Origin of the sequence: Shewanella sp. AC91-MNA-CIBAN-0169 (assembly GCF_040310165.1) — a bacterium.
In the GTDB taxonomy this organism is placed as follows: domain Bacteria; phylum Pseudomonadota; class Gammaproteobacteria; order Enterobacterales; family Shewanellaceae; genus Shewanella.
The window spans coordinates 420300-442799 of record NZ_JBEOPM010000001.1 but is presented as its reverse complement, the minus strand read 5'-3'; the positions used below and the strand labels follow the sequence as shown (position 1 = coordinate 442799).

The following is a 22500-nucleotide window of genomic DNA, read 5'->3' as shown; positions in this document are numbered from 1 at the left end:
TAATACTTTTTTAATCAATCAGTTTAAAATAAAGAACCTACTTAACATACGATTTAAACGCATCGCTGTAATAGACCTGATAACCCTGTTCTTGCTTCTCAATCAACATTATTGCTAAATTTTTCTCTTTAGCAAGTGCCAATGAAGCCTCAGTACCTAACACCATCATAGCGGTGGCATATCCATCTGCGGTCATACAACTAGAGTGTAACACGGTTGCAGAGGCAAGTTGATGCTTAATAGGATAACCGTTACGAGGATCGATTAAATGTGAAAAACGTTCGCCATTCTCTTGATAAAAGTTACGGTAATCACCCGATGTTGCTAATGACATGGTGCCAGGTTCAATCACTTGCTGAACGGCTTGTCCTTCACTCGTAGGTTGCTCAACAGCCACTCGCCATGGAGTTTTATCGGCTTTAGTACCTTTAACATTAAGCTCACCACCTATTTCGACTAAATAACCAGACACATGATATTTGTCTAATAGCGCGGCAATTTTATCGACACCAAAACCTTTTGCTATTGAAGATAAATCAACATACAGGTCTGCATTATGCTTAGTTAATGTTAAGCCTTTTATCGACAGTTCCTTGATGCCCATTTTAGCTTTAGCGTTATCGATTTGAGCTTGCGTCGGGATGGTTGTAGGTCGTTTATCGGGACCAAAGCCCCACAAATTAACCACTGGTCCTAAGGTGATATCTAACGCCCCATCAGTCTCTTGATAAAGACGCATACCTTCTTCGATAACCTTAATGGTATCAGCGGATACTTTAACGCTTTGTTGAACTTGTAATTGATTGAACTTAGACAGTTCTGAGTCCGAACGATAAGTCGACATTTGATCGTTTACCACTTCCAATGCCATATCAATTTCAGCTTGCAGTAACTGCGGTTCTGGCAAGCGGTCATTGTTGACTACTTTAATATGATAAGTGGTCCCCATCGTACTACCAGATAATGAAATAATGGGCTCTGGTGAACTGCAAGCACTCACCAATAGCAATAACGCCGGCAATAGCAATAACTTGATTGAATTTACAGTCATGTCAAATTTACACTTGTAATAAATAAACAAAAAAAATTGCAGCGTGCAAGACCAGTGTTTAACCACCCTGTCTGCACTGCTGCAATCTCATGACTTACATGTCGATGTTATGGATTAACTCATTAACCACCGAAATCATCTAGTAAGATGTTTTCGTCTTCGACACCTAAATCCTTTAGCATACCAATAACTGCTGCGTTCATCATTGGAGGTCCACACATGTAGAACTCACAATCTTCTGGCGCATCATGGTCACGTAAGTAGTTTTCATACAATACGTTATGAATGAAACCGGTATAACCAGTCCAGTTATCTTCAGCTTGCGGATCTGATAACGCCACGTGCCATTTGAAGTTTTCATTTTCAGCCGCTAAGCCGTCAAAATCTTCAACATAGAACATTTCACGTTGCGAACGCGCACCGTACCAGAAGCTCATTTTACGCTTAGATTTAAGACGTTTTAATTGGTCAAAAATGTGTGAGCGCATTGGGGCCATACCAGCACCACCACCAATGAATACCATTTCTGCTTCGGTGTCTTTAGCAAAAAACTCACCAAATGGACCAGAAATTGTCACTTTATCACCGGCTTTTAAGCTCCAAATGTACGAAGACATTTTACCGCAAGGCAAGGTTAAATTACGTGGCGGTGGCGTAGCAATACGCACATTCAACATAATAATGCCGAACTCTTCTGGGTAGTTAGCCATTGAGTAGGCACGAATGGTTTCTTCGTCTACTTTTGACTCTAACTTGAAGAAACCAAAGTGTTCCCAGTCGCCACGGTATTTATCAGGCACTTCAAACTCAGCATATTTAACATGATGAGCAGGAGCTTCAATCTGAATATAACCACCGGCACGGAAAGGCACAGATTCGCCGTCAGGAATTTGCAGCTTAAGTTCTTTAATGAACGTCGCTTTGTTATCGTTAGATAGAACCGCACATTCCCATTTCTTGATGCCGAAAATTTCTTCATCAAGTTCGATTTCCATGTCAGTTTTTACATTTACCTGACAAGATAAACGACAACCCTGACGTGCTTCGCCTTTACTAATGTGATCAAGCTCAGTAGGTAGAATATCACCACCACCAGACTTAATGTGTACACGACACTGGCCACATGAGCCACCACCGCCACACGCACTCGATACAAAGATACCGTTGTCAGCTAAAACACTAAGTAGTTTGCCACCAGCACCTGTTTTAATTGCTTTATCTGCGTCGCCGTTAATACCAATCATGATATCACCGCTTGCCACTAGTTTTGATTTAGCAAATAAAATCACTAACACCAAAACCAAGACAATCACAGTAAACATACTCACACCTAGATAGACATCTAGCGGAGTAGATTCAAGAATACCCATTCACTTATCCTTAAAGGTTCAAATTAATGCGTCTTCTCAAGGTCTCTTAAAGAGAAACACCTGAGAATGACATGAAACCTAGAGCCATAAGACCTGCAGAAACAAAGGTAATACCTAAGCCACGTAAGCCATTTGGCACGTCAGAATACTTCATCTTTTCGCGGATACCGGCTAATAATACAATTGCTAACGCCCAACCAATACCAGAGCCAATACCAAATACTACGCTCTCGCCAAGGTTATAATCACGCTCAACCATGAAAGATACTGCACCAAAAATCGCACAGTTCACGGTAATCAAAGGTAAGAAAATACCCAACGCGTTGTACAAAGGTGGAAAGTACTTGTCTAAAGCCATTTCCAAAATTTGTACAAGTGCTGCAATCACACCGATAAAGGTGATGAACTTCAAGAAGCTCAAATCAGCATCAGGAAAACCAGCCCAAGCTAATGCGCCTGGAGCTAATAAACCTTGATAAATAATTTGGTTAGCAGGAACCGAAATAGCCAGTACCACGATAACTGCAACACCTAGGCCCATTGCAGTAGTGATTTTCTTTGATACAGCTAAGAAAGTACACATACCCAAGAAGAACGCTAGCGCCATGTTTTCAATGAAAACGGAGCGAATTAATAAACTAATATAATGTTCCATTGCGTTTACCCTTTTGCTTCAACTTGCTCTGGCTTATACGTACGGATCAACCAGATCAGACCACCGATCAAGAAGAATGCACTCGGTGGCAGTAGTAATAAACCGTTAGGCTGATACCAACCGCCGTCAGAGATTTTGCTGAGGATTTCTACGCCAAATAATGAACCATTACCAAATAGTTCACGCACAACGCCAACAGACAATAGAATTGCACCGTAACCTAAACCGTTACCGATACCATCCATAAAGCTCATCATTGGAGGGGTTTTCATTGCGTAAGCTTCAGCACGACCCATTACAATACAGTTAGTAATAATCAACCCTACGAATACCGATAACTGTTTAGAAATGGCATAAGCATAAGCTTGTAATACTTGGTCAACTACAATCACTAATGAAGCGATAATGGTCATCTGTACAATAATACGCACACTGCTTGGAATGTGGTTACGAATAAGTGAGATAAACAGGTTAGAAAACGCTGTTACCGCAGTTAATGCAATCGTCATTACTAATGCTGTTTCTAATTTACTAGTAACAGCAAGAGCACTACACACACCCAAAATTTGCAATGCAATTGGGTTATTATTGATAATCGGTCCGGTCAGAACCTGTTTAAGTTCTTTAACGTCAGCCATTAGCTTAACCCTCCGTTGCGTGCTTTAGCGATAAAGTTTGCGAAGCCTTCTTTACCTAACCAAAACGTCAATGAGTGTTGTACACCGTTACTGGTAAGTGTTGCACCTGAAAGAGCATCGACACCATGAACAGAACTAGCCACTGTAGGGTTTTTAGTTACACTAATGGCCAAGTTACCTTGCTCATCAAATAACTTTTTACCTTTCCACAATGCTTTCCATTTTGGATTTTCAACTTCGCCACCTAAACCAGGTGTTTCACCTTGGTCATAGTAAACAAGTCCTTGAACTGTGTTTAAGTCAGCCTCAAGTGCCAAAAGTGCATACATCGTTGACCACAAACCATAGCCGTGAATAGGAAGAATGACGCTAGTCAGTTTACCTTCATCATTATGAACAAGGTATACAACGGCGGTATCTGCAACACGTTTGATCGAAGCAATATCGTTTTCTGGCACTGACGAAGTGTCAGTATCACGAGACGCTTTGCGTTGATCGTAAAGGTTAGCATTACCCTCAACAAACTCACCGGTTTTAAGGTCAACTAAGCGAGCATCAACATATTGCTCATACTTGCTTAGAATTTCTTTCTTTGTGACTTTGCCTTCTTTGGTGTTTATCAGGCTCGCCGCTTCAAGAATATACTTTTGCTTATCGAGTAACTTATTTTCTTGCTGAATAGGCTTTAACACCACGGCAGCAGTCGAAACCAGTACTGAACAAACAAGACATAAGCCGACAACAACAAATAGCGTTCTACCGAACGAATCTTTATTACTAGCCACGAGCAATCCTCCGCTTGATATTTGACTGTACGACAAAGTGGTCAAATAATGGAGCAAATAGGTTAGCAAACAAAATAGCTAACATAATACCTTCTGGGAATGCAGGGTTAACCACACGGATAAACACCACCATTGCACCAATGAGGAAACCGTATGCCCACTTTGCAGTATTGGTAAACGACGCAGAAACCGGGTCTGTCGCCATAAACATCATACCGAATGCAAATCCACCTAACACTAAGTGCCAATACCAAGGCATTGCAAACATCGGGTTGGTGTCGCTACCTATCATATTAAGCAACGTCGCAATAGCGACCATACCTAAGAAAACACCACTAACGATTCGCCAAGAGGCAATACGGGCGTAAATGATAACTAGACCACCTAGCAAGATAGCAAAGGTAGACACTTCACCAACAGAACCTGGAATGAAGCCCATAAATGAGTCAATCCAGTTAGCCGTTGAGGCGTAGTCAAATGTACCTTGCGCTGCTTGGCTTAAGGCCGTTGCCCCAGAATAACCGTCAGCAACAACCCACGTGGTATCGCCAGACATGCTTAATGGGTAAGCAAAGTACAAGAAAGCTCGACCAGCTAATGCAGGGTTTAAGAAGTTACGCCCTGTGCCACCGAAGATTTCTTTTGCTACAACCACACCAAAGGTAATACCTAAAGCGACCATCCATAAAGGAATTGTTGGCGGTAGAGTTAATGCAAATAGCACTGAAGTAACGAAGAAACCTTCGTTAATTTCATGGCCACGCACTGACGCAAAGAGTACTTCCCAAAAACCACCAACAATGAAAGTCACTGCATAGATAGGTAAGAAGAAACACGCACCATAGAACATCAGAGACGTAATGCCCGAGTCTGCAGAGAGTTGAGCACCAAATAATTCAAATAAGCCTACTTGCCAAACATCTGGTGTACCGAAACCGGCCACCATCGCTACTTGAGCCTGTAAACCTACGTTGTACATACCAAAAAACATTGCTGGGAATGTACATGCCCAAACCGTAATCATAATACGTTTTAGGTCGACATTATCGCGAACGTGGGTTGCCCCTTTGTTCACTTTACCTGGAGTATAAAATACTGTGGCTGCCGCTTCGTAAAGGGCATACCACTTTTCGTACTTGCCGCCTTTTTCAAATTGCGGCTCAATACGTTCGATAAAATCTTTCAAACTCATTAGCCTTCCCTCTCGATCGTATCTAAACAATCACGTAAATATGAACCATAGTCATATTTACCTGGACATACGAACGTACACAATGCCAAATCTTCTTCATCTAACTCTAATGCGCCTAAACGGACTGCGCCATCAAAGTCGCCAGAGAGTAAATCACGAAGTAGCATAGTAGGTAGAATGTCTAGAGGCATCACGCGTTCATAGTTACCAATAGGTACCATTGCACGGTCTGAACCGCCAGTACTAGTGGTCATATTAAATAGACGCGATGGGCTTAAATGGCCTAGGAATGCACGTGTAATAGAGAATTTGTCAGCACCAGGCATAGCCCAACCAAATAATTCTTTTTCATCACCTTCTTCCAGTACACTCACCTGCTGATGATAACGCCCCAAATAAGCTTGAGGTCCTACCGCAGTACGGCCGCTTAACACTGAACCCGAAATCACACGAACACCATCACCAACTGTTTCATCAGCAGTCAGTTCAGTCATGCTAGCACCTAAAACGGTACGAACTAGACGAGGGTTTTTCGCTTTAGGACCACCAATAGCAACCACACGTTCAGTGTTTAACACACCTTGAGTGAACAGTTGACCAAAAGCAATCACATCCTGATAGCCAATATGCCAAACAGTACGTGTTGCAGAAGCTGGTAGAACGTTATGAATATGCGTACCTGCAAGACCTGCTGGGTGTTTACCCGCAAACTCTTGAACTTGGGCATTAGCTGCAGGGATATCGGCACCTTGAGCTTTACATAGGTAAACTTTACCTTCAGTTAATCGTGCTAGGACCTTTAGGCCATTTGCAAAATCTTCTTTATGTTGAGCTATGACTACCACAGGATCGGCAGCAAGAGGTTGAGTATCAATTGCAGTCACAAAAATACCCGCAGCAGTAGCATCTACAGCTGGCACTTTACTGAAAGGGCGTGTACGCAAAGCAGTCCATAAACCTGAATCAATCAGATTATCACGAACAACTTGTGCGTCTAACGTGTCTAACTTATCAGCATCGTATTGAGCAAAAGCAACGCTATCGTCACCTTCCACAGCAATAACAACTGACTGAAGTACACGTCTTGCACCTCGGTTGATTTCTAAAATAGTACCACTGGCTAAAGCCGTATATTTAACGCCTAAATTCTTTTTATCTTCAAAAAGAACTTGGCCTTTTTGTACTTTGTCGCCCACTTTGATTTTCATCGTTGGACGTAAGCCAATATACTCTTCACCCAAAGTCGCTACGTGTCTAATGGCTGGGCCATTATGGATAACTTGCTCTGGTCCGCCTGCTATAGGCAGTTCCAATCCTTTCTTAATTGTAATCATATCCACAAGCACTACGTTTGAAGGAAAGACAATGCGCCACGTTCCGCTACAAAAACAAAGTGTTAACAAACACTTGCCATTTGAGCTAGCGCAGATTTAACTCGAAAATGCGATCATAATCACGCTGGTCGCGCGCATTTTACCGCAAATATGAGACTATCGCCACGAAAATTATAGGTGTTTTCAAACCAATACCTAACACAATCGGTGGCTTTTAGATCAGACTAATTAAATTAGAACCTAGGAGTGAATGTTATCTGCTGAATTCTGATTTAAAAAAAATATAGCATTAATTTTTAAAGAAATAATTTTAGTTGTTTGTTTACAAGAACAGTTGCGCCTCAAATAACACCGCCCAAATGAGTCATCACTTGAGCAGTATTAGTATTTGGGAATAAAGGACACAGCAAGCAGCGTTCAAATTGTGTTCAACACTGCCTATGTCTGGAAAAAACCACTTAGAAATGGCCTTGATAACCAAAGTACGTAGTCATTTCAGACTGTCCTTGAAATCCCATTGCGGTGCTATTTGCCACTAACTCTTCGTCTAACAAATTCTCTACACGTAAATACAACTCGTGCTGCTCAGTCAAACGGTAAGTTGCAGCGATATCCACCTTCCACTGACTATCAATAGCACGTTCATTGGTGAATCCACCTTGATAACCTAACTCAGATTGATACAAAGCTTGCGCCATAACGGACATATCACCATAAACAACACCAGAACTTAACGCCAGTTGCTGTTCTGGCACCCAAGGTAGTTGGCTATTGGCAGCAAAACATGCCATCAATTCATTGCAATTAGCACTGTCTGTTTCAGCTTGGGTATATTGGTATTTGGCTTTGAATGGAATTGAAAAGTGATCAAATGTTAGTCCATACGCTATGCTCAAATCTGCACCGACAACAGAGACATCCTTAATATTCTCTTGTAATGATATTTGTTCATAATCACATATCATGCCCTGCATACAGCTTACATGTTGGTTATCGTAATCATGCATATAAGCCGTCATGGCAATCGATAAAGCATCTTGTTGGTAGCTTAATGCTAATTGATATTGCAGCGCTTCTTGCGCTGTTTGCTCAATATTGCCGGCTGAAGCGGCTGTCCAAGCTTGTTTAGCTTGTAACGCGGCTAACCATGGCCCACTCTGATAAGCCACTTCAATAGAAGGCGACCAGCCATCATCAGAAAAGTCTGCAGCATTAAGGCTCGTATTGACATCACCAAGCTCACGAGAAACGCTGACATGCTCATAACCTAAACCGAGATTAATAGACCACTGACCATAATTTAATTTAGTGTCTACCGCTGATGAAAATGCCGAAGCATCATCAGTATACGTCAGTGCATATTCATCATCTGTTGTCGGCGTCAATGATAAATCATTGTTCCAAGACCAATCACGTTGACCTAAACGCATTTCAGCTTTATCTGTATGGTAGCGCGCACTATAAGTCACCTGATGCTGACCGTACATGCTGACACCTTTAGTTTGCATACCAAACCCAGCAAAATCGTTATTTTGGGTTAACGATCCTAAGTTCATCCCATCAGCGGTAGGTGTTGCTTCAAACATGGCAATACGAGACAGCAACGCACTATTAATTTGTTCGCCATCAACAAATTGCATTGCTTGAGATTGTTGTGAATAGGTTTGATAATAAAAGTCGGTAGCCATCGTCGAAGTGGATGACATGATTAGCTTATGTGCTAACACGTAGCGTTGACGCTCGCCTTCAGTATTGTCGGTGCTGGCTGCTGAATATAATTGAGTCGGATTTACCGAAAAATCAACACTGGTTAACCCCAACGTTCCGCGGTCAGCTTCTTGCGATGAGTACTGATAACTAAATTCGGTCATTTGTTCATTGCGCGCTCCGGGTAAACTATCGGCAGCGATTTTGAACAGAATATCTTTTTGTGTCGTGTCGGCATCTCGGGCGACACGATAACCCACATCGTCAGCTGCAGATTGATAATCCACGGCTAATAACATGCCATTTTGCTTCGAAGTACCACTTAGCACAACCCCACCATTGATGGCATTATTGTCACTGCCTTCAACGTTGATATCGGTTGCATATTTTTGCGGACTAATTTGTACAGACTGATAATCAAGCTTACCAAAAGCAGCTTGTGAACTTTCAGTCACACTGGTCATGCTTGAAAAAGACACTTTTTGCTGGTGCAATAAATTGGGCTGCAATACTAAATGTTGTCCAGAATACGGCGCTGGAGAAAAGAATATACCATCTTGTAAAATGGCAACACCGTCAGTGGCACCTGCATGTGTGATCGTCACATCCTGATGTGGTCCGGTAGGTAACACTGTCGCGCCCGTCAACCCTAGTGCAATATCACTTTGGCGATAATGAAATTGGCTTATCGATAACTGTTGTAAATCGAGTTGATTATTAAGGTTATCAATAGACTCGGTCACCGTTTCTGCAACGGCATTGGTAGAATGGCAAACATAAAGCACTGCGGCTGCTATCACTGACAGGCTAAATGGGTGGTTAGACATATTAATCTCCGTATATGTGTCTGTTCACGCAAAAAATCGCTAAAATGGCGAATCACTTAGTAAAAATCGTTCATTACAATAACGGTTTCAGTTACATAAAAATAGCGTACTGTTAACGTTTACTCGACATATTAATCGTTGCTTCGCAAAAAAAAGCGGCTAAAGCCGCTTTTTTATCAAGATATCAGTTAATCGATTAGATTAAAGATTCCCTAAAATTTCGTCACTCAGTTTCAAATCATCGTTTTGGTTGACGCTCACGCCTGCAGCAATGATCATCCGAGCAATATCTTGCGCTTGTTCTAATGAATGCATTTCGTAAGTACCACATTGATATTCATTTAACTCAGGAATATCTTTCTGATCAATCACATTGGTTACATCAACCATTGCCGCTAGCCAGGAATCTGCAACTTTACTCTCTGTCGGTTGACCAATTAAGCTCATGTAAAAACCGGTACGGCATCCCATCGGCGAAATATCAATAATCTCTATACCATCACCGTTTAGATGTTCACGCATAAAACCTGCAAACAAATGTTCAAGTGTATGGATGCCACGTTCGCTGAGGATATCTTTATTGGGTGCACAGAAACGTAAATCGAATACCGTAATGGCATCGCCACTAGGGGTGCTCATGTGCTTGGCAACGCGAACCGCTGGAGCATTCATACGTGTATGATCTACGGTAAAACTGTCTAATAAAGGCATTGCTTTCTCCAAAGTAAATAATAATCTGACAATATAAAGCCTAATAACACGATAATATCACTATTTATGCATGGTCACAGTGAGAGTTTACGGTTGATGTTTGCCATCTAACTCAAAGCGACTTAAGGCGTCTTCTGTGTAACTAAAGTAGCGCTTTACTGACTTCTCGTTTGCCATGTAAGACTTCAGTACTTTATTAAATAACGGGTCTTTAGCCGCTTCACTGTTAAGCACATCATCTTTTGCATATTTTAATGCGCGTATCACAGTGTCGGGAAAAGGTTTAACTTGCACATTATGCTCGTTAAGCAATACGTCCATTGCAGCAATATGGCCTTGAGTATAATCATCTAACATATCTTGATTAATGGCTCTGGCTGCAACTTTAACAATCATTTTCAAATCATTGGGCAGAGTGGAAAATGCCTGTTTGTTAATCAAAAACTCCATCGTCGAACCCGGCTCGTGCCAGCCAGGGTAATAATAATATTTAGCCACCTGATCCAACCCGAGCGGCAAATCATTATAAGGCCCTACCCACTCAGCAGCATCAATCGCGCCAGTTTGCAGTGCTCCATATAATTCTCTGCCAGCGAGTGCATCAACAGGAACGCCGCCGAGCTTCTTGAGCACTTCACCTCCTATGCCTGGTAAGCGCATCTTGAGGCCTTTAAAATCTTCTGGGGTTGCAATGATTTTATTAAACCAGCCGCCCATTTGCATGCCAGTATTTCCACCAGCAAGTGGCAATACGCCAAAAGGCTGATAAACTTCCTCCCATAATTCCATGCCACCGCCATAATGAAGCCACGCATTCATTTGCTGTGCATTTAATCCAAATGGTATAGATGAAAAAAACTGAGCAGCAGGCGCTTTACCTTTCCAATAATATGACGCGCTATGAGCCATTTCAATCGTGCCATTACTCACACCGTCAAAAACCGACAACGCTGGCATTAATTCGCCGGCACCATAAACGGAAATCACTAAGCGACCGTTAGACATTTGCTCGACCAATTGAGCAAATCTTTCTGGAGCCATGCCTAAACCGGGCAAGTTTTTTGGCCATGAGGTGGCTAAACGCCATTCAATCACTTGATGAGGAATATAATCATTTTGCGCAACAGAACTTGTCTTCGAAGGCGTATCTTGTTGACAGCCTAACAATAACGTTAAGCCCAGCAACCAGCAGGTTTGTATCACCTTGCTCATGTAAATATCCTATCTCAATCGCACGCTTATTTTCATAACTGTAACATAATCATAACCAGTGACAAACATCACCTCACTACAATACAAAATAAAAAACCTCACAGGACATGTGAGGTTTTTTGTATAGTTCTGTCAGCAAGTTAATAACAATTAACCTTTATCGTTATCCCTTACAATTAGGAGTCCTAGGCACTTCATCCAAAGCTTGCCATTCTGGCTGGCTATAAGCATTTATGGAAAGCGCATGAACGCCATTGGCTAATTCATCTGCTAGCGCTTGGTTTACCAACCGGTGACGGGCAAGTAAGCGCTGTTCGCTAAATTGATCGCTAACTACAACCACTTTAAAATGGGTTTCTGAGTTAGGCGGCACATGATGACGATTACTCTCATTAATCACTTCAAGATGCAAAGGCGAAAAGGCGTGATTCAATTTATCGGTAATGATTTGTTCGACAGACATAGTGGTACTCTTATTAATCCATATCGATTAAATCAAAGGGTACTGGTTTGCCGAATAAAGGTCAAACAAGCAGGGTAAAAGTTAACGTTTGAGCACAACTTTCTCAAGTCGATCTGAAATTAACTCCTTGGCCAATCGGTTATATCAACACTATCGATACAATATGACGCATGACTCTCATTGTGTTGCTGTAATGCCTCACGTCCCAACCATGCATTAATAAATAATCCTTGTGGGTCGTATGTCTGCTGCTGTTTTTGCAGATTAAAACGTCTCGAACCGCGTGGATCGGCACCAACACCGGCTAGATACTGCCAATTACCCCAATTCACAGCTGAATCATAATCAATTAATTGCTGTTGAAAATACGCCGCCCCATAACGCCAATCACATTGCAGTTCATTGACCAAGCAACTTGCTACAATTTGCCTGCCGCGGTTTGACATATAGCCAGTGTCATTTAACTGCTTCATCAATGCATTCACAAACGGATAAGGTGTAGTGGCGGTTTTCCAAGCTCGAATGCGTTGGGCGTAAAAACTGGTTAATGGTTTACGTCCATTAATGCCTGAAAATCTAAACACCAGCGTATTGAATTTATGCGCGTAAAAATGGAAATACTCACGCCAAAGCAGCTCATACAAAATACACTCGGTCGATTCGTTAGCACCTTGTTGTAACTCAAATTGCTTTAATGCTGCGACGACTTGCCTTGCCGATAGACAACCATTGGCTAACCAAGGCGAAAACTTTGTTGAACATTCCCAGCCATCAAGTTCGTTTCGTACGGCTTTATAGTTATGGGCTAAATTTGACGAAAAGTAACTGTCTAGTTGCAATTTCCCTTGTGCTTCACCACCGCAAAAGACATTACTCATCGTTTGAGTTTGTGGCAACCAGCTAGGATAAGCCAGCCAAGACTGAAGTTGTTTGTCTTGTGGCTTAAGTGCGACCATAGACGGGAGCCAAGATACTGCATCAATGGCAGGGCTGATATTAACGTTGTCGACCTTTTTACGGAACTGACTAAATGTCGGAGCTAGATCGGCTAATTCAAAAGGCAGTTGCTGCAGATCAAACAGAGTTTGGGTGGTAATAGTCGAATATTCAACATTGGGGCACTGCTGCTGAATGACTTGCCAAGCCGATTGCTCATCAGCACCACTATGGTTACTACGATATACCCTTGAAATATTATGGGCTTGAATTATATAGGGTAACGATTTTTGCGCTGAGGCATAAACAATATGCACTTGTTGACCATATTGATTAAGCGTTTCATCTAAAGCCCGCAATGATTCTAATAAAAACCGCAGTCGGTACTTACCGACATACTCAGCCTGATATTGAGCTTGGCGAAACCAGTTAGGGTCGATGCAGTACACCACCATCAACTGTTGTGCATGCAGGGCTATATCTGCAAAGATGGCATTATCTGCTACCCGCAGATCATCACCTAACCAATAAAGTGCATTGACAGTAGAGTGTGATGTCGATTGTAAATTCGTTTCTTCGAAAGTTTGCCCATCAGCATTATTCATCTATTCATTACCACAGCTTGTACTAATGCTAATGAGTACGTATACATAGCGGTTAACGGTTCAATAATGATCCATTTTAGCGATATCCCCAAACTAGCTAGACCTTCGGACTTCGAGGTCCTAGAGTCGCTTCGCTGCTAGTTCGCTACGCGGATAGAGCGCTTCGCTGCTAAGATTTTATAGCACCTAATCGCGCAGCATCCTAGGCGCTTAGCTTTTCGCTTGTTATCGCTTGTCATTTATAGGATAGGAACCGCTTGGCTGCTAAGATTTTATAGCATCTAGCCGCGCAGTGTCCTAGCCTCTAGGCCTTTCGCTTTTAGCTATGGCCATCAACAAGATTTGTTAACCATAGTAATTAGGGATAATGTGTCGAAAAGTAAAATTAATACGCGGTTCAGTTACCTTAAGGCGCTTAGGTAACGCATGTTGCCAGTGTTGCTGCATACCGGGATGCATAATCAGTAAGTCGCCGGATGCCAAGGGAAAAGTAACTTTGGTTTGCGTCGGTTTATGGCGCACAACAAAATCTCTACAGGCGCCTAACGTGATAGACGCAATCGCCGAACCCGTGACAATTTCAGGTTCATCGTCACTGTGCCAGCCCATACAGTCACGGCCATCGGCATAGCGATTAACTAACACTGAATTACTGTCTATTTGATGATCGTTACGTAATTTTGCACGTAATCGACTTAACACTTTTGGCCAAGCGAGCGCGGTGATGTGCAATTTGGAATAGTGATAATCGCAACCCAGATCGCCAAACCAAGCTTGGGTGCGAGGAATAAAATGCTGTTTGCCATAGACTTCAATCGCCACGCGATCTAATGGGTATTGTTCTACTTCCATCATTAACAACTGTTGCTGCTTGGGTGACAAAAAACCTTTAATCCAAGTAACTGGTGGACTGATTTGGTTCATCGCTGTTGGCACAACAACGGTATCTTGAGTGAAGCCGCTTTGTGGCTCACCAAAATCTAATCCATGTTGAAATCCTGTCACCCGATCACCCTTTTATCTCGTTTACCTTAATTAATACCAACGTTTGATTCTAGCAATCCATAAACCTGAAACCACAATGACTGCCATTAAGATTAATACCGAAAAATAGCCAAAATGCCATTTTAACTCAGGCATATTGTCAAAGTTCATTCCGTAAATGCCGGCGACTAATGTTAATGGTAAAAAAATCGCGGTGACCATTGTTAATGTCATCATCACCCGGTTAGTTTTATGGGCACTCACCGAAATATAACCATTGATTAAACTGTCCACTAAACCTTGATAAAGACTGGCGCGACTGGATAGGCGTTCAAATTGATTATATAAATAGCTCAACTGTTCATAGTCCATCTTAATATGCAGATGGGTGTCATCACCTAGTAATTGTTGCAAGATTTCTTCGTGGTAACTAAACGAACGTTTGGCTTTTTGTAGCTTACTGCTATAAGCGATTAGCTCTGCTAATAAATCATCTGTAGACACATCAAAAATTTCATCTTCTATTTCCCCTAAACGCTCTTCTAATGCCAACATCACCGCCAGATAATCAATCACAATTTGGCGCATCAATTCAAAACTGACTCGGCTCATCTCTGAACTTTCGAGGCTACCTTGTGCACTAATGCGTTGGATAACTTTGTTGACACTGATAGAAGGTTTCAGGTGCTGAGTGACTAAAAAGCGGTCATTTACATGCAATAACAACTGGCTGCGCTCGAGCAGAAGATACTCATCTCTAGCCATAAGCTCGTGGGTTAACAAATATGAATGTGAATCATATTCTTCAAACTGAGGGGGATGACGCTCCCGTTGTGCTTCTTCAAAATCGAGGTGGTCAATCCCAAACAAAGGATATTGCTTGAAAAACGCTTGGCTGTGCTGGCCTGAAATATCGACCCATATTAGCTGCTGTTGCGGGTCATACTGGCTCATGAGAGTCTCATCACCTTGTGATATCAACTGACCTTGCCCATTAAATAATAGTATTTGTATCGCCATGAAAACCCTTTCAACAACCCATTATTACTCTATATGGCCTAACTGATCATCTCTGACTCGCCAGCCGTTTCAATGTGTTGTTTAATCTGCTCAAAATGACTATTGACCCAAGCACTACTGATTGGGCCCCAAGTTGAAATGCGATAATAACCTTCATTATGACGCTGACCTTGCTGCACAAAATCCACTTCAATACCAATATCAGCAAATGCAGCTATCGCATCTTGCAATGTCCTTCTTGGCATAAGAGTCATTTTATGTAAGCTTAATAAGTTGTGTTGTTCTTCATCCAGCAGGTGCGCTAAATACAATTTTCGTAAAAATGCTTTTTGCGATTTATTGATCACGTAATTATTCGAAAACATCCTTCACACGCCCTATTACCTCTTCATCACTTAATAGAAATTACTGCATCTGTAGCCAATCACGCAAGCACTATTGCCAGTGTCAGTCGATTGTGACTGAATTAATCGCAGCATTGCGACTGAATTAATCATGGTTCAAAGGATAATTGATTGATTTATCAATAACCCATTATGATTAACGCTACCTAAGTAGAGACAATCTGGTTATAGTTTTTAACAATCGATAGCATCAAAGATGGAAAACCAATAGACATGGATACCCCGCCGCAGTCAAAGAGCCCAATAGCACAACCGCAATCAAATGATCCGTCAGCGGTAAGTGATACCACCTCAGCTACGTCCTCTGCAGGAGACACATTAGCGCACGTTTATGACCATGGGCCACGTTTATCCCAAGATGAGTATATTCAACTTACCGAGTTCCCACTGAGCAATATTGATCCTAATTACCCTAAACTATTATTGATCATTAGCAGTGTCGTGGCGGTGATAATCATAACTGTTTTAAGCGCATTTCTATTAATCACTAAACCGCTGCCATTGATGATAGCTTCAGTTGGTTTGGTTTCAGCCATGTTATTGGCCGTTGTGATGATTAAACTTATTCACCTTAAAGCACATAAAATTGCTTACGGATTGTTTAAACATGAAATGGTGTTTCGTGAAGGTTTATTTTGGGTATCAACAACGGCACTACCTTACACTCGGCTGCAACATGTTAATTTGTCTCAAGGGCCGCTCGAGCGAAAATACAACTTAGTCACCTTAAAATGCTTCAGTGCCGGCAGCGGATTAGCTGAGATAGATCTGCCAGGTCTTAATGCCGATTTAGCTGAACATTTACGTCAACATTTATTGAGCCAAGCAGCAGCAAGTCATCAATTACTCAGCACCGAAACAGAAATTGTTGATCCAACGCCATCTGACGCTGAAACGGATCCGTTATCCATTCAACCTCCTCAACAGGATAATCACAATGGATAAGTCATCAACATCATCAGATGATGCCCAGCCTGTTGATACCAATGGCATCGCAACGAATAGTTCATCCGATGCCAATATTGCTGAGGTGGCCAATACCCTTGATACGACAATAGAAAACAATAGCGCCGATACAAGGGAGCAGAACAGCAATTCAATAAGTGATTTACAACAATGGCAAGCACTGTCGGCTTGGTCCATTGTCAGCAATATTTTCAGTACCTTGAAAAACATTCTTAGTAATGGTTTCGCTATCGTGCCAATTGCCTATACCGGATGGCAGCAAGGTTTTGATATGCAGTGGGGCATATTGGCGTCGAGTGTTTTATTATTACTGGTGACAATTTTCGCGATAATAGAATGGCGTAAATTTCGTTTTCGTCTTCATAACCATCAACTTGAAGTTAAACGTGGTTTAATATTTATCAAAAAGGATGAAATACCGCTAAGCCGAATACAAAATATTCGTTATGAACAGCCGTTTTACTTTAAGCCGCTGTCACTCGGCACTCTGGTGATTGAGACCGCTGGTTCTAAAAAAGACGAAGCTCATTTAGCAGCCTTAGATACATTACAGGCACAAACGTTAAAACGTTTACTGTTAAATTTAAGCCATACAAAAGCAACCTCGACAGATGAGCTTCCAAACGTAAACAGTCAACAAAATGTTGATAACACCCAACCAATTGTGCGTAAAAATTTAGCTGATTTAGTCTTATTTGGTTTTTATCAAAACAATTTTATCTGGTTTGCTGTTATCGCTGGCCCTATAGCTGGCCAAATAGATTGGGATAAAATATTCGACTCACCGCTCGCGCAGCAGTTTTGGTTATGGGTCCAGCAGCAAACCCATCAAAACATTGGTTTGCAAACCATCATGGTCATCGTGGGGTTATTTGCGATTTACAGCTTGTTTTCGTTAATTTCAATTGTGGCAGCCATTTTAAAATATCATCCATATCAGCTCGACAAACATGATGAAACCCTACAGCGAAGTGGCGGTGTCATTTCGCATCAACAAGATGCGTTGGCCATAAAACGCATTCAACTAATCCAGGTTCAACAACCTGCTATTGCACGTTTATTTAACCGCTGGACCTTATACTTTAAACAAGTCAAAGGCCATGAGGTTGAACAAAAAACCAAGCAGCACATGTTAGTTCCTAGTGTAAAGTCAGCTGAAATAGCATCACTATTGGCCAGCATTCCAAATATTAGTGGCGGTGCAAGTGCATTACCCAGTAGTTATAAGCCTATCCATATTAATTGGCTCACAAAGCGAATCGTTTTACCGCTATTTGTAGCCATCATACTTACCATTGTGGGTTACAGTGGTCATCATAGCCATGAGTTTTTTGAGTTCACTTGGTTTGCTACAACAATGATGATGCTAGCGATTTATGTTCGTTATAAACAATGGGGATATGTATTAGCAGATAAGGTTATTTGGCAGCATAGCGGCTTTTTCGGTCAACAATGGAAACGGGTCGCATTTGACAAAGTTCAACATGTTAAAATTACCCAAACTAAAGGCCAAAAACATGCTCAGCTAGCCTATGTTGAAATCGGATTAGCCAGTGGCAGTGTGATATTCCCGTATATTCCCATATCGGTTGCACAACAAATAGTGGCCCAGTCGCTCAATGCCACGGTCCATAATAATCACAATTGGATTTAATATAATGAATGAAATACACACAAAAAATGTCAGCGTCGACGATGTTATCGATTTTTGGTTTGTTCAAATATCCCCTAAACAATGGTGGGTAAAAGATATCGAGTTAGATTTGCACATAAAAAACACATATGGCGCCACGTTACAGGCGGCCATCAAGGGTGAGTTACAACATTGGCGTAAAGATGCCCAAGGCCGATTGGCCGAAATCATCGTATTAGACCAATTTTCGCGAAACATTTATCGCGAAACATTTATCGCGATACTCCAGCAGCATTTTCCGCTGACAATATCGCGTTAGAGCTTGCGCAACAAGCCGTTGCACTAGGTTGTTTAGCAGAGTTACCCATTCAACAGGCTGCATTTTTAATCATGCCCTACATGCATAGCGAATCAATAGTGATCCACCAGCAAGCGTTGCCTTTATTTGAACAATATGCACCCGACAATTTACGCAGCCAGCGACAACACCAAGCGATTATTGCTCAATTTAATCGCTATCCACACCGCAATGCCTTATTAGGCCGCGAGTCTACGGCTGCCGAACTCACATTTTTAACTCAACCCGGTTCTCGCTTTTAAGCAGACGAAAATCACCACGACATAAACGATAAATGTCGATTTTATTTAACCACTAACACCGGGCAATCAGCTTTATTGGCAATCGCTTCAGCCACATTATCATGCAAAAAATGAGACAGTCCGCTTCGACCATGGCTGGCAATAACCACCATACCAATGTCACCGCTGTTGGCCTCGGCCAAAATTTCATCAATGGCATCACCACGTCGAATAACCGTTTCAATCTTTAAATTAGTATTCAACTGACCTAATAACTCGTGCATTTTACTCGCCGCTGCATCTTCCATACTTTTAGCCAACTCTTCGGGCGTTATCGCAAGAATCATATAATTCTCATCACCGAAAGGTTGATCTACAACGTGTAAAATACGAATGCCCACTTGATATAAATTCGCCATTTCAATGGCATATCGTAAAGCATGTGCCGCTGTATCAGAAAAATCTGTAGGCCATAAAATATTACGTGTTCGCATATTATTCTCCTCCACAATGCAAAGTGTGCTTTTGCAACGACATGACACCCCTTACTAGAACACACTCGGATCCATCTCAACAAATTAAGTATAGTCAGTATTAAAAACTTACTTAGTGATCAAAATCAAATCAAATGCGAAAACTTGCTTTGGATCATAAACAAGCATAATATCAGACCGACTAATCAGTCGGTTTGTTAGCTCGATTCATGTAGGGTTTATCAAATCAACATCGTTATTTTTGCTGGAGCTTTAATATGAATATGGCCGTTGATAATAATCAAACTCAATTGCGACAGTTACTTTCTGATCAACGAGCACGTTTTCAGTCCAATCCGGCACCTAGTTACCAATCTCGGGTAGATAAATTAACCCAGCTAAAGCAAGCTTTACTTGATTACCAACAGCCTATCATCGATGCATTAATTAATGATTACGGTCACCGCTCGCCAAACGACACCATCATTTCGGATATTATGCCTTGTGTGAATAACATCAATTACACTATCAAGCATCTTAAGTCATGGATGAAACCCAGTCGCCGTCATGCTGGTTTATTACTGTCCCCGTCTAAAGTGTCGGTGCAATATCAGCCCTTAGGCGTAATCGGTATTATTGTGCCGTGGAACTTCCCGGTAATGTTATCTATGGGTCCGCTGACCACCGCCATTGCTGCTGGTAATGGAGCCATGCTGAAAATGTCGGAATTCACTCCGGCAACGAATGCGGTATTGCGCAAGATGCTAGCAACGATTTTTGACTCAAATGAAGTCGAACTAGTAGAAGGTGAAGCTGATGTAGCCGCTGCATTTTCAGCATTACCATTTGATCATATTCTGTTTACCGGCTCAACCGTTGTTGGCCGCCATGTTATGCGTGCAGCAGCTGATAACCTGACACCGGTAACATTAGAATTAGGTGGTAAATCTCCAGCCATCATCGCTCCCGACATGCCAATCGACACCGCTGTAGAACGACTTATTTTTGGTAAATGTTTAAATGCTGGCCAAATTTGTGTCGCGCCTGACTATGTGTTGTGCCCTGCGGAAAAAGTTGACGCGTTTATTGCTGCTTATCAACGTCGCTTTAATAAAATGTACCCTAAATTCGACACCAACCAAGATTACGGCAATATCATTAATGATCGCCAATACCAGCGTCTGCTAGCGGTGCTAGAAGATGCCAAAGCCAAAGGTGCAACAGTCACCTCCGCAATTGATGGTCCAATATCGACAACTCAGCGAAAAATAGCCACTCAACTAGTCACACATACCACAGACGATATGCTCATTATGCAGGATGAAATTTTTGGCCCTTTATTACCCATTATTAGCTATCAGTCGATAGATGAAGCAATAGGTTATATCAACCGAAATGACCGACCATTAGCCTTGTATCTCATGAGTTTTGAACAACAAACGCAGCAACAAGTATTGCAGCAAACTCATTCTGGTGGCGTTTGTATTAATGACACAGTATTCCATGTGGCCGCGGATGACGCGCCCTTTGGCGGTATTGGTCCGTCTGGCATGGGGCACTATCATGGCAAGGAAGGTTTCTTAACCTTTAGTCATGCTAAGACCATATTGAACAGTGGCAAAATCAATACCGGCATTTTTGTTCATCCTCCTTATGGCGGGGTGATTCAAAAATTATTGATGAAGTTTTTCTTACGTTAACTCTCTCATAGTCGCGACTGCAAGTATTGCTGTTGTTAGCGATACTTGCTGAGCAAAGTTTGTCATAAAATATGACTAGATAAATTATCCATAACCTAATAGATAAATAGATAAATAGATAAATAGATAAATAGATAAATAGATAAATAGATAAATAGATAAATAGATAAAGTAGGTATGTTGACTCCATGAGCAGTAAATCGATTGTGAACACCGATAAAAAACAAGCCATTTTAAACGCGGCTTTACAGCTGTTTGTTAACAAAGGCTTCAATGCGACATCGACGGCATCCATAGCCAAAGCGGCGAGCGTGGCAACAGGCACGTTGTTTCATCATTTCCCGACAAAAAAAGACATCATGAATCAGCTTTTTTTATCGATTAAACAAGAGTTTGCTACCAACATGGTGAGCAGTACCGATTTTAGTGGCGATATCGAACAAGATGCCAATACGTTATGGCAAAAAGCCATCGACTGGGCCATTGCACAACCCTTAAAGCAACTTTTTTTTCTACAATACTCGATGTCAGCAGACATTGATGCTGAGGTCAGAAAGCAAGCAATGAACAGCATTCTTGGATTTGTCGTCGAATTGATTACTCAAGGTAAACAACAGCAAATTATCGCTGACATTCCCAACGCCTTATTGCTCGAAAATTGCCATGGTCAATACCTAGCTGCCATCCGCTTTTTTACTGACAACCCGCATTTAGGTGATGACGAAATATACAGACACGCCAGTTTCAGACTATTTTGGCAGGCAATGAAAGCGTGATAGAAAGTATTAATCTAAACTAAAGTTGGTTAAATCAACATCATCAGCAGGTGTTGACGCACTATCAAAATCTAATTGTGGAGTGTGTGACGTTTGCTGGGTTTGTAACTCCAGCTGCTTAGCTTTATGTAAGGCATATTGACGGCGACGTTTGCGCTGTGTGCACAAACGGATCACATCTTGTTTTTGCAATTCGCTGTAACTCATCCAGTTAAAACGTTCATCACGGCTTCGAAGACAGCCCATACAATACCCACGACTGTCTGACTGACAAACGCCGATACATGGACTGGGCACCGCAAAAAAACTTAACTGTTCCATCATTAGAATACTTAACCTCAGCTAATATTGAATTTGGTACTTAACATTTAAATACACGATATAGTTATTTGTAACTGAGATAGAAAGCAATCGCTTGCCATATCAACCAAAGCCAGCATTAAACATTGTTATATTAAGGTTATACTAATTGAGCTAAT

At 41.7% G+C, this 22500-nt stretch carries 23 protein-coding genes; 6 read left to right on the top strand and 17 right to left on the bottom strand.

Features of this window, described 5'->3' with window-relative positions; genetic code table 11:
- Nucleotides 1-37 precede the first annotated feature (37 nt).
- The 15 genes from AAEY98_RS01885 to AAEY98_RS01815 all read right to left on the bottom strand — a co-directional run bounded on the left by AAEY98_RS01885 (nucleotide 38) and on the right by AAEY98_RS01815 (nucleotide 15855).
- Nucleotides 38-1051 (bottom strand): FAD:protein FMN transferase, encoded by a 1014-nt coding sequence (locus AAEY98_RS01885; protein ID WP_101085793.1) that lies wholly within the window; start codon nucleotides 1049-1051, stop codon nucleotides 38-40.
- A 122-nt stretch (nucleotides 1052-1173) separates the two neighbouring features.
- Nucleotides 1174-2421, bottom strand: coding sequence for an NADH:ubiquinone reductase (Na(+)-transporting) subunit F (gene nqrF, locus AAEY98_RS01880; RefSeq protein ID WP_101085795.1), 1248 nt, complete (start codon nucleotides 2419-2421; stop codon nucleotides 1174-1176).
- Nucleotides 2422-2467: 46 nt separating this feature from the next.
- The gene (gene nqrE, locus AAEY98_RS01875; protein ID WP_101085796.1) at nucleotides 2468-3076 is read right to left on the bottom strand and encodes an NADH:ubiquinone reductase (Na(+)-transporting) subunit E; all 609 of its coding nucleotides are present in this window, start codon (nucleotides 3074-3076) and stop codon (nucleotides 2468-2470) included.
- A 5-nt stretch (nucleotides 3077-3081) separates the two neighbouring features.
- On the bottom strand, nucleotides 3082-3714 hold the full coding sequence (locus tag AAEY98_RS01870) for an NADH:ubiquinone reductase (Na(+)-transporting) subunit D (protein WP_101085797.1): 633 nt from the start codon (nucleotides 3712-3714) through the stop codon (nucleotides 3082-3084).
- The gene (locus AAEY98_RS01865; protein WP_101085798.1) at nucleotides 3714-4499 is read right to left on the bottom strand and encodes a Na(+)-translocating NADH-quinone reductase subunit C; all 786 of its coding nucleotides are present in this window, start codon (nucleotides 4497-4499) and stop codon (nucleotides 3714-3716) included. The genes AAEY98_RS01870 and AAEY98_RS01865 overlap by 1 nt, the downstream gene beginning before the upstream one ends.
- Nucleotides 4492-5691 carry an NADH:ubiquinone reductase (Na(+)-transporting) subunit B gene (locus AAEY98_RS01860; RefSeq protein ID WP_101085799.1) on the bottom strand — a complete coding sequence of 400 codons (1200 nt, stop codon included), beginning with the start codon at nucleotides 5689-5691 and terminating at the stop codon, nucleotides 4492-4494. Before AAEY98_RS01860 ends, AAEY98_RS01865 begins: the two co-directional genes overlap by 8 nt.
- Nucleotides 5691-7025 carry a Na(+)-translocating NADH-quinone reductase subunit A gene (locus tag AAEY98_RS01855; protein ID WP_101086299.1) on the bottom strand — a complete coding sequence of 445 codons (1335 nt, stop codon included), beginning with the start codon at nucleotides 7023-7025 and terminating at the stop codon, nucleotides 5691-5693. Before AAEY98_RS01855 ends, AAEY98_RS01860 begins: the two co-directional genes overlap by 1 nt.
- 458 nt (nucleotides 7026-7483) lie before the next feature.
- Entirely contained in the window at nucleotides 7484-9559 is a 2076-nt protein-coding gene (locus tag AAEY98_RS01850) for a TonB-dependent receptor domain-containing protein (RefSeq protein WP_351014708.1), read from the bottom strand.
- A gap of 201 nt (nucleotides 9560-9760) precedes the next feature.
- Nucleotides 9761-10270 (bottom strand): S-ribosylhomocysteine lyase, encoded by a 510-nt coding sequence (luxS, locus tag AAEY98_RS01845; protein ID WP_011636421.1) that lies wholly within the window; start codon nucleotides 10268-10270, stop codon nucleotides 9761-9763.
- An 87-nt stretch (nucleotides 10271-10357) separates the two neighbouring features.
- The gene (locus tag AAEY98_RS01840; RefSeq protein ID WP_162022512.1) at nucleotides 10358-11482 is read right to left on the bottom strand and encodes a TRAP transporter substrate-binding protein; all 1125 of its coding nucleotides are present in this window, start codon (nucleotides 11480-11482) and stop codon (nucleotides 10358-10360) included.
- A gap of 163 nt (nucleotides 11483-11645) precedes the next feature.
- On the bottom strand, nucleotides 11646-11945 hold the full coding sequence (locus AAEY98_RS01835) for a BolA family protein (RefSeq protein WP_101085802.1): 300 nt from the start codon (nucleotides 11943-11945) through the stop codon (nucleotides 11646-11648).
- Nucleotides 11946-12064: 119 nt separating this feature from the next.
- Nucleotides 12065-13486 (bottom strand): DASH family cryptochrome, encoded by a 1422-nt coding sequence (locus AAEY98_RS01830; RefSeq protein WP_162022511.1) that lies wholly within the window; start codon nucleotides 13484-13486, stop codon nucleotides 12065-12067.
- A gap of 345 nt (nucleotides 13487-13831) precedes the next feature.
- Entirely contained in the window at nucleotides 13832-14410 is a 579-nt protein-coding gene (locus AAEY98_RS01825; protein WP_194956155.1) for an alpha-ketoglutarate-dependent dioxygenase AlkB family protein, read from the bottom strand.
- 111 nt (nucleotides 14411-14521) lie between these two features.
- Entirely contained in the window at nucleotides 14522-15490 is a 969-nt protein-coding gene (locus tag AAEY98_RS01820; RefSeq protein WP_162022509.1) for a magnesium transporter CorA family protein, read from the bottom strand.
- Between the two features lie 38 nt (nucleotides 15491-15528).
- Complete coding sequence (locus tag AAEY98_RS01815; protein ID WP_350995868.1) at nucleotides 15529-15855, bottom strand: winged helix-turn-helix domain-containing protein; 327 nt, start codon at nucleotides 15853-15855, stop codon at nucleotides 15529-15531.
- Nucleotides 15856-16107: 252 nt separating this feature from the next.
- On the opposite strand from AAEY98_RS01815, the gene AAEY98_RS01810 reads away from it, so the two are divergent.
- The 4 genes from AAEY98_RS01810 to AAEY98_RS01800 are packed head-to-tail and all read left to right on the top strand — an operon-like array spanning nucleotide 16108 to nucleotide 19093.
- Nucleotides 16108-16839, top strand: a complete 732-nt coding sequence (locus tag AAEY98_RS01810; RefSeq protein WP_350995865.1) for a PH domain-containing protein — start codon at nucleotides 16108-16110, stop codon at nucleotides 16837-16839.
- A complete protein-coding gene (locus AAEY98_RS01805; protein WP_351014706.1) occupies nucleotides 16832-18514 on the top strand; it encodes a PH domain-containing protein in 1683 nt (560 codons plus the stop codon). Before AAEY98_RS01810 ends, AAEY98_RS01805 begins: the two co-directional genes overlap by 8 nt.
- Before the next feature lie 4 nt (nucleotides 18515-18518).
- Nucleotides 18519-18812, top strand: a complete 294-nt coding sequence (locus AAEY98_RS22800; protein ID WP_502959627.1) for a DUF924 family protein — start codon at nucleotides 18519-18521, stop codon at nucleotides 18810-18812.
- Nucleotides 18710-19093, top strand: a complete 384-nt coding sequence (locus AAEY98_RS01800; RefSeq protein WP_502959631.1) for a DUF924 family protein — start codon at nucleotides 18710-18712, stop codon at nucleotides 19091-19093. The genes AAEY98_RS22800 and AAEY98_RS01800 overlap by 103 nt, the downstream gene beginning before the upstream one ends.
- 41 nt (nucleotides 19094-19134) lie before the next feature.
- Here AAEY98_RS01800 and AAEY98_RS01795 read toward each other — a convergent pair whose 3' ends face one another.
- Nucleotides 19135-19566: a universal stress protein gene (locus AAEY98_RS01795; RefSeq protein ID WP_101085810.1), complete on the bottom strand. Its 432-nt coding sequence runs from the start codon at nucleotides 19564-19566 to the stop codon at nucleotides 19135-19137.
- A 257-nt stretch (nucleotides 19567-19823) separates the two neighbouring features.
- Between AAEY98_RS01795 and AAEY98_RS01790 the strand changes: the two genes are divergently transcribed.
- Together AAEY98_RS01790 and AAEY98_RS01785 are read left to right on the top strand one after the other, a co-directional pair.
- Nucleotides 19824-21245 carry a coniferyl aldehyde dehydrogenase gene (locus AAEY98_RS01790; RefSeq protein ID WP_351014704.1) on the top strand — a complete coding sequence of 474 codons (1422 nt, stop codon included), beginning with the start codon at nucleotides 19824-19826 and terminating at the stop codon, nucleotides 21243-21245.
- A 188-nt stretch (nucleotides 21246-21433) separates the two neighbouring features.
- Nucleotides 21434-22021: a TetR/AcrR family transcriptional regulator gene (locus tag AAEY98_RS01785; RefSeq protein WP_101085812.1), complete on the top strand. Its 588-nt coding sequence runs from the start codon at nucleotides 21434-21436 to the stop codon at nucleotides 22019-22021.
- Nucleotides 22022-22030: 9 nt separating this feature from the next.
- Here AAEY98_RS01785 and AAEY98_RS01780 read toward each other — a convergent pair whose 3' ends face one another.
- Entirely contained in the window at nucleotides 22031-22342 is a 312-nt protein-coding gene (locus tag AAEY98_RS01780) for a DUF1289 domain-containing protein (RefSeq protein ID WP_182744840.1), read from the bottom strand.
- Nucleotides 22343-22500: the final 158 nt, after the last annotated feature.